This window comes from Pseudomonas sp. F220 (genome assembly GCF_057813935.1).
Genome location: NZ_JBVASJ010000048.1, coordinates 1 through 15,241, shown reverse-complemented (window position 1 = coordinate 15,241; position 15,241 = coordinate 1). Strand labels below are relative to the sequence as shown.

13 protein-coding genes are annotated in these 15,241 nt (G+C 57.2%); 7 read left to right on the top strand and 6 right to left on the bottom strand.

Annotated features, from left to right (window positions below):
- Positions 1–55 precede the first annotated feature (55 nt).
- Entirely contained in the window at positions 56–997 is a 942-nt protein-coding gene (locus ACZYSM_RS26425) for a class I SAM-dependent methyltransferase (protein WP_489076176.1), read from the top strand.
- A gap of 63 nt (positions 998–1,060) precedes the next feature.
- On the opposite strand, the gene ACZYSM_RS26420 is transcribed toward ACZYSM_RS26425, so the two are convergent.
- The 5 genes from ACZYSM_RS26420 to ACZYSM_RS26400 all read right to left on the bottom strand — a co-directional run bounded on the left by ACZYSM_RS26420 (position 1,061) and on the right by ACZYSM_RS26400 (position 7,360).
- Positions 1,061–1,846 (bottom strand): sulfite exporter TauE/SafE family protein, encoded by a 786-nt coding sequence (locus ACZYSM_RS26420; RefSeq protein ID WP_489076174.1) that lies wholly within the window; start codon positions 1,844–1,846, stop codon positions 1,061–1,063.
- A 378-nt stretch (positions 1,847–2,224) separates the two neighbouring features.
- A complete protein-coding gene (locus ACZYSM_RS26415) occupies positions 2,225–2,773 on the bottom strand; it encodes a cupin domain-containing protein (RefSeq protein WP_489076172.1) in 549 nt (182 codons plus the stop codon).
- Positions 2,774–2,972: 199 nt separating this feature from the next.
- Positions 2,973–4,256, bottom strand: coding sequence for an NAD(P)/FAD-dependent oxidoreductase (locus ACZYSM_RS26410; protein WP_489076170.1), 1,284 nt, complete (start codon positions 4,254–4,256; stop codon positions 2,973–2,975).
- Positions 4,257–4,309: 53 nt separating this feature from the next.
- Complete coding sequence (locus tag ACZYSM_RS26405; RefSeq protein WP_489076168.1) at positions 4,310–5,800, bottom strand: aldehyde dehydrogenase; 1,491 nt, start codon at positions 5,798–5,800, stop codon at positions 4,310–4,312.
- 183 nt (positions 5,801–5,983) lie between these two features.
- Positions 5,984–7,360 (bottom strand): glutamine synthetase family protein, encoded by a 1,377-nt coding sequence (locus ACZYSM_RS26400; protein WP_489076166.1) that lies wholly within the window; start codon positions 7,358–7,360, stop codon positions 5,984–5,986.
- A 280-nt stretch (positions 7,361–7,640) separates the two neighbouring features.
- Between ACZYSM_RS26400 and ACZYSM_RS26395 the strand changes: the two genes are divergently transcribed.
- From ACZYSM_RS26395 to ACZYSM_RS26375, 5 genes are all read left to right on the top strand, one after another.
- Entirely contained in the window at positions 7,641–8,417 is a 777-nt protein-coding gene (locus ACZYSM_RS26395; protein WP_489076164.1) for a gamma-glutamyl-gamma-aminobutyrate hydrolase family protein, read from the top strand.
- A gap of 228 nt (positions 8,418–8,645) precedes the next feature.
- Complete coding sequence (gene potA, locus ACZYSM_RS26390) at positions 8,646–9,788, top strand: polyamine ABC transporter ATP-binding protein (protein WP_489076162.1); 1,143 nt, start codon at positions 8,646–8,648, stop codon at positions 9,786–9,788.
- A gap of 35 nt (positions 9,789–9,823) precedes the next feature.
- Positions 9,824–10,705: an ABC transporter permease subunit gene (locus ACZYSM_RS26385; RefSeq protein ID WP_489076215.1), complete on the top strand. Its 882-nt coding sequence runs from the start codon at positions 9,824–9,826 to the stop codon at positions 10,703–10,705.
- Positions 10,702–11,601, top strand: coding sequence for an ABC transporter permease subunit (locus tag ACZYSM_RS26380; RefSeq protein WP_489076160.1), 900 nt, complete (start codon positions 10,702–10,704; stop codon positions 11,599–11,601). Before ACZYSM_RS26385 ends, ACZYSM_RS26380 begins: the two co-directional genes overlap by 4 nt.
- A gap of 62 nt (positions 11,602–11,663) precedes the next feature.
- On the top strand, positions 11,664–12,761 hold the full coding sequence (locus ACZYSM_RS26375; protein ID WP_489076158.1) for a polyamine ABC transporter substrate-binding protein: 1,098 nt from the start codon (positions 11,664–11,666) through the stop codon (positions 12,759–12,761).
- Positions 12,762–12,957: 196 nt separating this feature from the next.
- Here ACZYSM_RS26375 and ACZYSM_RS26370 read toward each other — a convergent pair whose 3' ends face one another.
- Positions 12,958–13,152: a hypothetical protein gene (locus ACZYSM_RS26370; protein ID WP_489076156.1), complete on the bottom strand. Its 195-nt coding sequence runs from the start codon at positions 13,150–13,152 to the stop codon at positions 12,958–12,960.
- Between the two features lie 504 nt (positions 13,153–13,656).
- Here ACZYSM_RS26370 and ppnN point away from each other — a divergent pair.
- Positions 13,657–15,030, top strand: a complete 1,374-nt coding sequence (gene ppnN, locus ACZYSM_RS26365; RefSeq protein WP_489076154.1) for a nucleotide 5'-monophosphate nucleosidase PpnN — start codon at positions 13,657–13,659, stop codon at positions 15,028–15,030.
- Positions 15,031–15,241: the final 211 nt, after the last annotated feature.

Here is a 15,241-nt window from a genome sequence, read left to right as displayed (position 1 = left end):
CAAACGCCGCAATTGTGTTTAAAATGCCGCCCTTTCAAATTGCCGGCCCTGCCAGATGAATCCTGACGCCCTGTCCACCCTGCATCACCATTTGCTGACGGCCCTGGAAGCTGTACCCGAAGAAACCCGCCGCTTGCTCCACGGCCGGGGCCGACGCTGGCCGGGGCTGGAACAACTGACCGTCGACTGGATGCAGGGCGTGGTCCTGGTCTCGCTGTTCAAGGAACCTGACCAAGCGCAGCTGGAGGCATTGAGGCGACTGCTGATGGAAATCACGGAGTCGGCTGCGTGGAAAAAATCCGGTGCTCATACGTTACTGCTGCAACACCGCTACCTGCCGCAAAGCACCACCGAATGGCTGCTGGGGGAAATGATCGAGGAATGGACGCTTACCGAGGGAGGCCTGCGTTATCGGGTGGACCTTGGCAAGAAACAGAACAACGGCCTGTTTCTCGACATGCGCTATGGCCGCAATTGGGTGCGGGCCAATGCCCACGGCAAGCGTGTGTTGAATCTGTTCGCCTATACCTGCGGGTTTTCGGTTGCCGCCATCGAAGGCGGCGCGGATCACGTGGTCAATCTGGACATGTCCCGCGCGGCCCTGAGCCGTGGGCGCGACAATCACCGGCTAAACGGACACGACCTGAGCAAGGTGAGCTTTCTCGGCCATGATCTGTTCAAGTCCTGGAGCAAGGTGAAAAGCAGTGGCCCTTACGATCTGGTGATCATCGACCCACCGTCTTTTCAGAAAGGCAGCTTTCTGCTGACCAAGGACTACCAGCGCGTGTTGCGCCGACTGCCCGAGCTGCTCAGCAGCCATGGCACCGTACTGGCCTGCATGAACGACCCAGCCATAGGCTCGGATTTCCTCATCGACGGCGTAACCCGCGAAGCCCCGGACCTGCGCTTCGAACAACGCCTGGAAAACCCACCGGAATTTGCCGACGCCGACCCTGAAAGCGGCTTGAAGGCACTGGTGTTCAGGCAGGGTGATTGACCGCTGATTTCGAGCCCGGGGACGGTGGCCCGGGCGATGTTCAGGGTAAGTATTACAGCGGGATCAAAATGCCAGCTTATAACCAATAAAAACCAGCATTACGGCTAGGCAAGGACGCAATACTCCGTCGGGAATACGACCCGACATATGACTGCCAACGTAAATCCCTGGCAGTGACCCTATCAGTAGGTGGCCTAATAAAGACCAGTCCATATTACCCATGCTTGCGTGGCCCAAACCGGCGACCAGGGTCAGGGGCACCGCGTGTGCGATTTCTGTACCCACCAAACGCTTAGTGGCCAGAAAAGGGTACAAAATAAAGAGTGCCACAGTTCCCAATGCGCCGGCACCGATGGAGGTGAGTGCCACCATTGTGCCGAGTATCACGCCAGTGACCACCGTTAGCATATTCAAGCCCGGGCCGCTGAGGTGATAGCGGTCACCCGCATGCTTTTGGGCAAATGCCAGTAACTGTTTCTTGAAGAAAATGGCCAGCGCAGTTAGCAATAAAACAAAGCCCAATGCCTGCTTGATAACTGCATTCATTGCTTGGGGATCAGTGTGTAAATTTTTCAAAAACCACAGTGTAAGCATTACCGCCGGCACACTGCCAAGTGTCAGCCAGCCGGTAATTTTCCAGTCAATATTTTTGTTCTTTCCATGAACCAGTACGCCACCAGACTTAGTGATTGCGGCATACAGCAAATCCGTCCCCACTGCGGTTGCCGGATTAATGCCAAACCATAGAAGAATGGGCGTCATTAAAGAGCCGCCCCCCACACCGGTCATACCCACAATAAACCCGACAACTAAACCTGCAACGATAAAACCAACACTGCCGAAATCCATTATCACGTCCTACAAATCAAGCGCGATCACATAAAATCTGGCCAGCAGCATAGCGATTTTTCTTATAATCACTTATACCAATGCGATCTGACTTTATAACCTTTTCCTTGCTGTACGTGATGCCCCAGATCAGGCCTGACTGCGTGAAAGACAGCAAGATCGTCTGAACGCGGCCCGAACCTATTGGCAGCTCATACGGGATCGTGTGTTTCGGCTATTTCACCGATGTACTCGGTCGACGCAGGAGCTGGCGGAGCCTGCGATCTTTTCGGCGGCACCCAAGATCAAAAGATCGCAGGCTGCGGCAGCTCCTACAGGGATATGCATACACCTACGGATGCGCAGGTGTACCCAACTTGAGGTTCCGTGCGCTGGATATCAGAAGTTCGCAGGCGTGTTCGCGCTGATTATCTCTGCCTCATCCTGCCCGATATTGCGAAAGCGGTGAGGCAAGGTGGTGGGGAAGTAGTAGCCGTCTCCGGCATTGAGCACGCTGACTTGTCCGTCGATCGTCAGCTCGACGGTGCCACGCGTCACCAGCCCGCACTCCTCGCCTTCGGCGTGCACGATGGCCTCCTCACCGGAACTCGCCCCTGGCGCGTACTGCTCACGCAGAAAGCGCATCTGCCGGCTTGGCACGACCGCACCCACAAGCAGCAGGCGCACCCCGTGACGGCCCAGGTCGGGCTGTTCATTAGAGCGGAAGACGTAACGACCCTCCCGAGGGGGCTGGTCGAAGGTGAAGAAATCCGCCAACGACATGGGAATGCTTTCGAGAAGTTTTTTGAGAGAGCTGACTGAAGGGCTTACGCGATTCTGCTCAATCAGGGAGATCGTGGCATTGGTGACGCCGCTACGTCTGGCCAGCTCGCGCTGAGACAGCTTATAGCTTTCGCGCACTAGTTTGAGTCGTGTGCCCGTGTCCATGACAGCCTTATGCGAAAAGTACTTAAGGGTATTGTGGGGGGATAGCTGGCGATTTGTTGGAACATTCGCCGTTTCCCTGTCCCAGAGACGTGAAAGCCAAGTATTAAATCACGTTTGTTCGCGCAGCTCAGCAGGTTCCATAAATGACGGACAAAAAAGGCGACGGCCAGTATCGAGCCGGCCGCCGTGGTCACTCCAACTAGATACCGAACCGGTCACGCATTGAGTAGTACGCAGCCCCCATCGCGGTGAGCGGAGCCTGGAAGGTTCTGCCGCCGATCATTGGCATGTGCGGTAGCGAGGCAAACGCATCAAAGCGCTCTGCATCACCACGGATCATTTCCGAGATCAGCTTCCCGGCCAGGTGTGAGCAGGTCACACCATGCCCGCTGTAGCCCTGCATGTAGTAGGCATTCTTTTCAATGCGCCCAAATTGCGGCATGCGCGACATGGTCAGCAGGAAGTTGCCTGTCCAACGGTAATCAACCTTCACACCTTTGAGTTGCGGAAAGGTCTTGAGGATTTTCGGCAGGATCAGTTGTTCGATGTCATCTGGCTCGCGGGCACCGTAGACAACACCACCGCCATAGAGCAGACGGTTGTCGGCGGTGAGCCGGAAGTAATCGAGCAGGTAATTACAGTCTTCGACGCAGTAATTGTTGGCGATCAGGCTTTTGGCCACGCTCGGCGACAACGGCTCGGTCACGACGATTTGTGAGCCGCACGGCATGCTCTTGCGAGTCACCCGGGGGTCCAGGTCCTGGTTCAAATACGCATTGCCGGCAATCAGCAGGTACTTGGCCTTCACCACGCCTTTGGCAGTCCTGACGATAATCGGCTCACCGTAGGTGATGTCGATAGCAGCCGACTGCTCGAAGATTTTCCCGCCCAGTCGAATGATGGCTGCCGCCTCACCCAATGCCAGGTTCAAGGGATGCACGTGCCCGCCCTTCATGTCCAGAAGGCCACCCACATAGCTGTCCGAGCCTACTTCCCTGGCAATCTCAGCCTTATCGAGCATCTTCAGTTGCTGGTTTCCGTAACGCTCCCAGCCGCTTTTTTGCTCCTCAAGACCTTTCAGTTGCTTCTTGTTGAGCGCCGCGAAAATCCCACCGGGACGGTAATCGCACTGGATGTCGTACTGCTTGATTCGTTGGCGAATAATATCCGCGCCCTCGAAAATCATGCTCCCCAGTACTTCTGCGGTCTTGTCGCCATAGCGTTGTTCGATGACATCGACGTCACGACTATACGAATTGACCAGTTGACCGCCGTTGCGACCGCTGGCACCGAAGCCGACTTTGGCGGCTTCCAGTACTGTCACGCTGTAGCCCGCTTCAGTGAGAAACAGTGCCGATGACAAGCCGGTGTAGCCCGCGCCGATCACGCAGACATCACACTCGACCAGTTGATCAAGGACTGGAAAATCGCCCGTGTTGTTCCGGGTCGCGGCGTAGTAGCTGTTTACATGTAATTGCATCATTGAGTTCCCGGGCGGCCGCGTGCTGATGCCTGCGACCGCCGTTGTGAAAAGATTTAGAGCTTGATCCAGGTCGCTTTGAGTTCGGTGTATTTATCGAACGCATGCAAGGATTTGTCGCGACCGTTACCCGACTGCTTGAAACCGCCAAAGGGCGCGGTCATGTCGCCACCGTCGTACTGGTTGACCCAGACACTGCCCGCCCTAAGGCCTCGGGCAAAGGTGTGGGCCTTGCTCAGATCGCGCGTCCAGACGCCAGCGGCCAGACCGAAGATGCTGTCGTTGGCGATCTGCAACGCCTCGTCCACCGTATCGAAGGTGATGACCGACAGCACCGGGCCGAAGATCTCCTCCCGGGCAATCGTCATCGCGTTGGTCACACCATCGAAAATCGCCGGTTCAACGTACAGGCCACCGGTGTCTTCAAGAGTGCGATTGCCTCCAGCGATCAGCTGAGCCCCCTGCTCCTTGCCGACTTCGATGTACCTGAGTACGGACTCAAGCTGCCGTGCATCGACGACGGCGCCCACACTCGTCTCCGGGTCCAGCGCATGCCCGGGTTTCCAGGCCTTCAACGCATCGACCAGCAACGGGATGAACTGCTCCCTGATCGAGCGCTCGACCAGCAGCCGAGAACCCGCCGTACAGACTTCGCCCTGATTGAAGGCGATGGCACTGACAGCAGCCTGCGCAGCAGCGTGCAAATCGGGCGCATCGGCAAACACGACGTTGGGGCTTTTACCGCCAGCCTCCAGCCAGACGCGTTTCATATTGCTTTGCCCGGCGTAAATCAGAAGCTGCTTGGCAATCGCAGTCGAGCCGGTGAATGCCAGTACATCGACATCCATATGCAGCGCCAGAGCCTTGCCGACCGTGTGACCAAAGCCGGGCAGTACGTTGAAGACCCCCTTGGGGATCCCCGCGTCCAGCGCCAGCTGGGCAATTCGGATCGCCGTGAGTGGCGACTTCTCCGACGGCTTGAGGATAAAGGAGTTACCCGCCGCCAGCGCCGGTGCGAACTTCCAGCTGGCCATGATCAGCGGGAAATTCCACGGCACAATCGCCGCCACCACGCCTACCGGTTCACGGGTAATGAGCCCCAATTGATCCGCCGGCGTCGGCGCAACCTCGTCGTAGATCTTATCGATCGCCTCGGCGCTCCAGCGGATCGCATTGGCGGTCGCCGGCACATCGATGGCCATCGAATCGCTGATGGGCTTGCCCATATCCAGCGTTTCCAGTAGCGCGAGCTCCTCTTTGTGATCCAGGATCAGATCAGCGAAACGAATGAGGATGCGCTTGCGTTCTGCCGGGGCCAGTTTGGCCCAGACGCCCGATTCAAATGCCTGACGCGCAACCTGCACCGCCGCATTGGCGTCGGCTTCATCGGTGCTGGCAACGTTCGCCAGAAAGCGACCGTCCACCGGGCTGATGCATTCGAACGTGTCGCCGCTGAGTGCCGAGCAGTATTGGCCGTTAATGAATGCCCGACCTTCTAGTGTTAAGGACTGAAAGCGTTGCTCCCAGTCGCTGCGAGTGTTTGCCATTGAAGTGACTCGACGCAGAGAAATAGTTGCCAGTCTGTTAAGGATCAGCCCCCCTGTGGGAGCGAGCCTGCTCGCGATAGCGGTGTGTCAGGCGACATCTATGTTGACTGTGCCGACCTCATCGCGAGCAGGCTCGCTCCCACATTTGATGGGTGTTTCACCTTAAATGACGGGTATTGGCCGTCAGACCGTGTGCAAGTACCAGTTGTACTCAAGGTCTGAAATGGAGTTTTCAAACTCGGCGAGTTCGCTTTCCTTGCACGCCACAAACACATCGATGTACAGCGGATCGATGTAGCGGGCCATCACTTCACTGTCGGCCAACTCGCGCAAGGCATCGCGCAGGTTGTTCGGCAGGCTTTGTTCGTTCTGCTCGTAGGAGTTGCCTTCGACCGGAGCGCCAGGTTCGATCTGATTGGTCAGACCGTGGTGAATACCGGCCAGTACCGAAGCCATCAACAGATACGGGTTGGCATCTGCGCCGGCCACTCGGTGCTCGATACGTACGGCGTCAGAGGAGCCCGTCGGAACGCGTACCGCAACGGTCCGGTTATCAATCCCCCAGCTCGGCGAGTTCGGCACGTAGAACTGTGCGCCGAAGCGACGGTACGAGTTGACGTTCGGGCAGAGGAAGGCCATCTGCGCCGGCAGGGTCTCGAGCACACCGCCGATTGCATGACGCAGTGCGGCGTTCTGCTCGGGATCCTCACTGGTGAAGATGTTCTTGCCTTCTTTATCAAGGATCGAGATGTGTACGTGCAGACCGTTACCTGCCTGGCCCGGGTAAGGCTTGGCCATGAAGGTAGTGTCCATCTCATGGTCATAGGCGATGTTCTTGACCAAACGCTTGAGCAACACCGCGTAATCGCAGGCTTTGATCGGATCGGCAACGTGGTGCAGGTTCACTTCGAACTGCGCCGGAGCACTTTCCTTGACGATGGCGTCAGCAGGAATGCCCTGCTCTTTTGCACCTTCGAGGATGTCTTGCAGACAGTCGACGTATTCGTCCAGATCGTCGATCAGGTACACCTGAGTCGACATCGGACGTTTGCCGGATACCGGCGAGCGTGGCGACTGCGGACGACCGTTCACGTTGTCCTGGTCAATCAGGTAGAACTCCAGCTCGAACGCGGCGCAGATGGTCAGGCCCATGTCGTCGAACTTGCGCACCACATTGGCCAGCACTTCACGTGGGTCGGCGAAGAACGGCTCGCCTTCGAGTTCGTGCATGGTCATCAACAGTTGCGCGGTGGGGCGCTTCTGCCAAGGCTCGATGCTCAGGGTGCCGGGAATCGGGTAGCAGATCCGGTCGGAGTCGCCGATGTCCAGACCCAGGCCGGTGCTTTCCACCGTGGAACCGTTGATGTCCAGAGCGAACAGTGACGCCGGCAGGTTAATGCCTTTCTCGTAAACCTTATGGAGACTGGTGCGCTCGATGCGCTTGCCGCGCACCACACCGTTCATATCCGCAATCAGAAGGTCGACGTACAAAACCTCAGGATATTTCTTAAGGAATGCGTTTGCTTCGTTGAGTTGAACGGTACGCAGAGGGACCGACATGATGCACCTATTAGCTGTTAATTATTATGTTCACTTCACTTTCACGAGCCCAGTCAATCCGAAAGCCATGGTGAAGTCAATAGCGAACACTCGACCTTTCAATGCTATTTTTCTGGCCTCTTTAGGGCACAAGAGTGCCAAACAAGCCTTGGAGCGAGCGAAAATCCTGAACATCGGACGCACGGCGTTTAGAATTTTTTACATGAGAGTTGTTAATTAAAATCAACAAGGCTAAGCTCTGAAAAAGCTCGTTCAAGTGTGTTTTTCGAGGTGAATAAAAATGGCAATCAAGCCATTGATCGGTGTTACTGCGTGCGTTAAAGATATCGGGCTGCATCCCTACCATATGAGCGGAGACAAGTACTTACGTGCTGTCAGCGTTGCCGCATATGGGCTCCCCGTCATCATTCCTTCTCTGGCTGAACTGACGGAGATAGACGAGCTGCTTGAGCATCTGGACGGCCTGCTGTTTACCGGCTCGCCATCCAATGTGGAGCCGTTCCACTATCAGGGCGCCGCGAGCGAAGCGGGTACCGCGCATGATCCTCAGCGTGACCGCACTACCCTTCCTTTATTACGTGCAGCAATCGCTGCGGACATTCCGGTGCTCGGGATTTGTCGGGGTTTCCAGGAAATGAACGTCGCGTTTGGCGGCAGCCTTCATCAGAAGGTGCACGAGACGGGCACGTTCATGGATCATCGCGAAGCCGATGACGCCAGCCTCGACGTCCAGTACGCGGCGGCTCATGCCGTCCACGTTCAACCGGGCGGCGTGTTTGCGGCACTCGACCTGCCCCCTGTAATTCAGGTCAATTCCATTCATTCCCAAGGCATCGACAGGCTGGCACCCGGTTTACGGGTCGAAGCCACCGCGCCCGATGGACTGATTGAGGCCTTCTCTGTTGATAGAGGGCCGATCGACGGCAGCAAGGTATTCGCCGTCGGCGTGCAATGGCACCCGGAATGGCAGGTCCTGTCGAACCCTCCTTACTTGAGTATTTTTCAGGCGTTTGGCGACGCGTGCCGGCAACGCGCCGCGCTTCGCAACGCTCACTGACAGGCGACTGCCCGAGCAAGACAACACCCATTGATGCCCTCGCCACTGTGACCCTGGCGGTGCGCCAACGCGCGCACCTACAGCGGCCAGAGCGTGTTTACGAGAACAAGAAGCAGCGTTAAGTGGCCAGGAGGCCGCGCGGAATAAACCTGCCTGGTGCGGGTTTGTCATCCACCTATTAAGTCAGGCCGCTTTGGCCCGGCTACTAACACCTGTTGGGAGTTTCACATGGCAAACGCCTCCAGCATTTACAGGAAGGCTCTTGAAGGCAATCCGCACCCCAAAAAGGTGCTGGTTAAAGTCGACCGCGTCACCAAGAAATTTGACGAGACAACCGCCGTGGACGATGTGTCCCTGGAAATCCACCAGGGTGAAATCTTCGCCATGCTGGGCGGCTCAGGCTCAGGCAAGTCGACACTCCTGCGCATGCTGGCAGGCTTCGAGCGTCCGACCGAAGGGCGGATTTACCTCGATGGCGTAGACATCACCGATATGCCGCCCTATGAACGGCCGATCAACATGATGTTCCAGTCCTACGCTCTGTTTCCCCACATGACCGTAGCCCAAAACATTGCCTTTGGTCTGAAGCAGGATCGGCTTCCTTCCAGCGAGATCGAAGCCCGCGTTGAAGAAATGCTCAAGCTGGTTCATATGACCCAGTACGCCAAGCGCAAGCCGCATCAACTGTCTGGCGGTCAGCGTCAGCGGGTGGCGCTGGCACGTTCACTGGCCAAGCGGCCCAAGCTGCTGTTGCTCGACGAACCCATGGGCGCGCTGGACAAAAAACTGCGCTCGCAAATGCAGCTCGAATTGGTCGAGATCATCGAGCGGGTCGGTGTGACCTGCGTCATGGTGACCCACGACCAGGAAGAGGCCATGACCATGGCCCAGCGCATTGCCATCATGCACTTGGGCTGGATTGCCCAGATCGGTAGCCCGGTCGATATCTACGAAGCGCCTGTCAGCCGAATGGTGTGCGAATTCATCGGCAACGTGAATGCGTTCGACGGTTTCGTTACCGAAGACCAGGAAGGCCACGCGATCATTCAGAGCCCGGAGCTTGAGCAGAAGATTTATGTGGGCCACGGCGTCAGTACTTCGGTAGAAGACAAGTCCGTCACCTATGCCATTCGCCCAGAGAAGTTGCTGGTCACCACGATCAAACCCGACGCCCGGTACAACTGGTCCAAAGGCAAGGTTCACGACATTGCCTACCTGGGTGGGCATTCGGTGTTTTATGTGCAACTGCCCGGAGGAAAGATCGTTCAGTCGTTCATGGCCAACGCTGAACGCCGAGGCGCACGCCCAACGTGGGACGACGAAGTCTATGTGTGGTGGGAAGACGACAGCGGCGTGGTACTGCGTTCATGACCTCTATTACTATTAATCAACGGATTCAGAGCCTGATACCGAGCGGTCGTAAAGTCGTCATCGGCATCCCTTTCCTGTGGCTGTGCCTGTTCTTCATGCTGCCGTTTTTCCTGGTGATGAAGATCAGCTTCTCCGAAGCAGCCTTGGCCATCCCACCCTACTCGGAGATCTACACGTTCGCCGAGCAGAAATTCCAGCTACTCCTGAACGTCGGTAACTATGCACTGCTGGCCGGTGATGAGCTGTACATCTCGGCCTACCTGGGCTCGCTGAAAGTCGCTTTTTTCAGCACGCTGATGTGCCTGCTGATTGGCTTCCCGATGGCCTATGGCATCTCCAAGGCCCGCAAGGAAGCGCAGACGGTGCTGATCCTGCTGATCATGATGCCGACCTGGACGGCGATCCTGATCAGGGTTTACGCCTGGATGGGTATCTTGAGCAATAACGGTCTGCTGAATGCATTCCTGATGTGGACCGGCCTTACTCAGAACCCGATAGAAATCTTGAACACCAACACCGCGGTGTATATCGGGGTGGTGTATGCCTACCTCCCGTTCATGGTTCTGCCGCTGTATGCCAACCTGGTCAAGCATGACGAGAGCCTGCTTGAAGCAGCGTCGGATCTGGGTTCAAGCACCTTCAACAGCTTCTGGAGAATCACCGTCCCGCTCGCCAGGAACGGCATCATCGCCGGCTGCATGCTGGTGTTCATTCCTGTAGTGGGTGAGTTCGTGATTCCGGAACTGCTCGGTGGTCCGGAAACCCTGATGATCGGCCGCGTGCTGTGGCAGGAGTTCTTCAACAACCGAGACTGGCCGGTGGCGTCCGCCTTGGCCGTGGTGATGCTGGCGATCCTGATTGTGCCCATCATCCTCTTCAACCGTAGCCAAGCCAAAGAGATGGAGGGACGGGCATGAAACGTTTCGGATTTTCAGGACTGATGTTGGTACTCGGCCTGTTATTTATCTATCTGCCGATGCTGATTCTGGTCATCTACTCGTTCAACGCCTCCAAGCTGGTGACCGTCTGGGGCGGATGGTCGTTGAAGTGGTACGCGGGCCTGCTGGACAATACGCAACTGATGGGCTCAGTGGTGCGCTCGCTGGAAATCGCCTGCTACACGTCGGTGGCGGCGGTGGCGCTGGGCACCCTGGCAGCCTTCGTGCTGACCCGCGTGACCCGCTTCAAGGGTCGCACGCTGTTCGGTGGTCTGGTCACTGCGCCGCTGGTAATGCCGGAGGTCATCACGGGCCTGTCGCTGTTACTGCTGTTCGTGGCCATGGCGCAAATGATTGGCTGGCCGCAAGAGCGCGGCATCATCACCATCTGGATCGCCCACACGACGTTCTGTGCGGCCTATGTGGCGGTGGTGGTCTCAGCACGCTTGCGTGAGCTGGACCTGTCCATCGAAGAGGCGGCCATGGACCTCGGTGCGCGGCCGTTGAAGGTGTTCTTCCTGATCACCATCCCGATGATCGCGCCATCCCTTGGGGCTGGCGGCATGATGTCCTTCGCCCTGTCACTGGACGATCTGGTGCTGGCGAGCTTTGTGTCGGGTCCGGGTTCGACGACGTTGCCGATGGAAGTCTTCTCCGCCGTGCGTCTGGGCGTGAAACCGGAAATCAACGCAGTGGCCAGTTTGATTCTGCTCTCTGTCTCCATTGTCACGTTCATGGTCTGGTATTTCAGCCGCAAGGCCGAAACCAATCGCAAACGCGCCATTCAGGAAGCCATGGACCAGACCGCAAGCGAGTCCTGGAAACAACCTGCTTCACAACGACCTGTTACCCAACAGATCGGGGCGACGGCTTAACGCCGTCGCGTTTCACCGCGACTGGAATTTGCACAACAAGAAATGGAAATGGAGTTGTACCCATGAAAACCCTTGGCAGGACTCTGCTGACACTGTCCTTATTGGGCGCTTTCGCTACCGGCGCCCAGGCCAATGACAAGGTGCTACGCGTCTATAACTGGTCGGATTACATCGCCCCGAACACCGTCAAGAAGTTCGAAGACGAGACCGGCATCCAAGTGACCTACGACGTCTTCGACAGCAACGAAACCCTTGAAGCCAGATTGCTCGCGGGCAAATCGGGTTACGACATTGTCGTACCCTCCAACAGCTTTCTGGCCAAGCAGATCAAGGCCGGGGTCTACCAGCCACTGGATAAGTCAAAGCTGCCCAACTGGAAAAACCTCAACAAGACATTGTTGAAAAACGCCTCCGCCAGCGACACCGATAACGGCCACGCCTTCCCCTACATGTGGGGCTCGATCGGTATCGGCTTCAACCCGGACAAGGTCAAGGAAGTCTTGGGCACAGACGCACCGGTGAATTCCTGGGACCTGCTGTTCAAACCCGAAAATGCGGCAAAACTGAAATCCTGCGGTATCAGCTTCCTGGATTCGCCCACTGAAATGTTGCCGGTCGCCCTGCACTATCTGGGCTACCCGGTGAACTCTCAGGACAAACAGCAAATCGCCGAGGCTGAAGAGCTGTTCATGAAAGTTCGCCCATCGGTGGCCTACTTTCATTCATCCAAATACATCTCGGACCTTGCCAACGGCAACATCTGCGTCGCCGTTGGTTACTCCGGCGATGTGCTCCAGGCCAAGGCGCGCGCCAAGGAAGCCGGTGACACGGTGAAGATCGCTTACAGCATCCCGAAAGAAGGTGCGGGCAGCTTCTATGACATGGTCGCCATCCCCAGGGATGCGGCGAACGTCGACAATGCGTATCTGTTCATGAATTTCCTGATGCGCCCGGACATCATGGCCGAGATCACCAACAGCGTCGGTTACAGCAACGCCAACGCAGCGGCGACACCGTTGGTTGATGAGGCTATTCGTAACGATCCAGGTTCGTATCCACCCCAAGATGTCATGGCCACGCTCTATGCAATACCCGACTTGCCCATCGCCACCCAGCGGCTGATGACACGCGGCTGGACCCGAGTAAAACTCGGCAAATAGACTGCCTGCACCCCTTGCGGGTGCGACACGAAACTCCGTTCAGGCAGCGACTTACCAACGCGGCATACACATGAACGGCTTCACCTGGCCTCCCTCGGTTAAGGTGGTTTTTGGCGCCTTCGGGCGCCTTTTTTCCCTTTGAACCTGGAGCCTCGAAACCGGGGCGATTCAGATTGCCCGGTGCCCAGACGCCGGATCAATTCGACTGAGGAGTGATCCGGCAGCTCTTGCGATTACGGATCTCGCTTTCCGAAGGCCGCTCTTTCACGAACTCAAATCGCGGCTCTCCCTCGCTGTATGTTACCAGCCAGCCCCATTCCAACTCAGACTCATCCTGACCAGGTTTCGGTGGCGCAGCCCACCATGGCTCTTTGTTAACGATCTGGCGCATACCCCCTCCCGTTAATTCGGATCACCTCAACTATAACGTGCATGCCTGCAGGCACCAGGATTTCGTCTCCTGGGCGGACATTCCAACAGCAGTCATTCAGGCATGATGGCTTTCAGCCAAAAAAGTCGCTCTGCTTTAATAGAGTTGACGCCATACCTGAAAGAGCCAGTAAAGAAACGCCTGAAACCCACACTATTGCTCGCCCCAACCAGCTCACGAGCAAAGTAGTCGATACGCCCAGCTGGCCGAAAAGGTCTATCTGTAGCGCTTTCGCGCCGGTCCATACAACGCCGGAGTAAGATGAGGACACTGCTCATTGATCTTTAGTTACCGCTTCCTCCGTCTTGGTGGAGGCGTTCGTCACCAGGGGGATCTCATCGCGGCGTTTGCTTTCCCGCCCGCCTGCCTGAAAAATACCCGCTGCGCGCGACTGCGTTCGGTGATCACCATCCTGATGCAACTGACCTTCCCTGGCTCGGTGGTATCGCTCACAGAGAATCTAGAATGGCCCAAAGACATGTAATCAACGCTTCAATAAGCCCCAAGGGCAGCCTGGAGACACTGTCCCAACGCGAAGTCCAGCAACTGAGCGAAGCCGGCTCAGGCAGTATCTACAAGCTGTTTCGCCAGTGCGCCTTGGCGATCCTCAACACTGGCGCCCACATTGACAACGCCAAGACCATTCTTGATGCCTACCAGGACTTCGAGGTTCGCATCCACCAGCAGGATCGTGGAGTCCGCCTGGAACTGCTCAACGCGCCAGCGGATGCTTTCGTCGACGGCGAGATGATCGCCAGCACCCGCGAGATGCTGTTCAGCGCCCTGCGCGACATCGTCTATACCGAGAACGAACTGGACAGCCAGCGCATCGACCTGAGCAATTCCCAGGGAATCACCGACTACGTCTTCCACCTGCTGCGCAACGCCCGGACCCTGCGCCCCGGGGTAGAGCCGAAGATGGTCGTGTGCTGGGGCGGCCATTCGATCAACACCGAAGAGTACAAGTACACCAAGAAGGTCGGTCACGAACTCGGCCTGCGTCGCCTGGATGTCTGCACCGGTTGCGGGCCTGGTGTGATGAAAGGGCCAATGAAGGGTGCCACCATCGCCCACGCCAAACAGCGGATGAACGGCGGCCGTTACCTGGGCCTGACGGAACCTGGAATCATCGCAGCCGAGGCGCCTAATCCGATCGTCAACGAGCTGGTGATCCTTCCGGACATAGAGAAGCGCCTGGAGGCCTTCGTACGCGTTGGTCACGGCATCATCATTTTCCCCGGCGGCGCCGGCACCGCCGAGGAATTTCTCTATCTGCTCGGCATCCTGATGCACCCGGACAACCGCAATCTGCCGTTCCCCGTCATCCTGACCGGACCAAAGAATGCAGCGCCCTATCTGCAGCAGCTACACGCTTTCGTCGGCGCGACCCTGGGGGAAGCTGCACAGGACCACTACCAGATCATCATCGACGATCCCGCTGAAGTGGCAAGGCAAATGACCGAGGGGCTCAAGACGGTCAAACAGTTCCGCAGAGAGCGCAACGACGCTTTTCATTTCAACTGGCTGCTAAAGATCGAGGAAGGCTTTCAGCGCCCGTTCGACCCCACCCACGCCAACATGGCCAGCCTCCAGCTGAGCCGCGAGCTGCCCCCTCACGAGCTGGCGGCCAATCTGCGGCGTGCCTTTTCCGGCATCGTTGCCGGCAATGTGAAAGACAAGGGCATCCGCCTGATCGAGCAGCATGGCCCCTACAAAATCCATGGCGACGCGGCCATCATGCGGCCCCTGGACCTCTTGCTGAAAGCGTTCGTCGAGCAACACCGCATGAAGTTACCGGGCGGCGCGGCCTATGTGCCCTGCTATCAAGTAGTCACCTGAAAACAAGGTCGTGACCTGTTCCGTCGCCGTTGCCAAGGCGTTGAGAACAGGTCGTCAGGCTCGGGGCTGTCACCGTTCCGGGCCTGGACCCTAATGCCGTTCAGTGACGGAATTGTAGGAGCAGCCGGTCGACGCTCGATTGCTCGCGATGGACTCAAGAGCGCCGCGTTTAGCCAGTAAACACGCGTTATCGTTAACGACCATCGCGAGC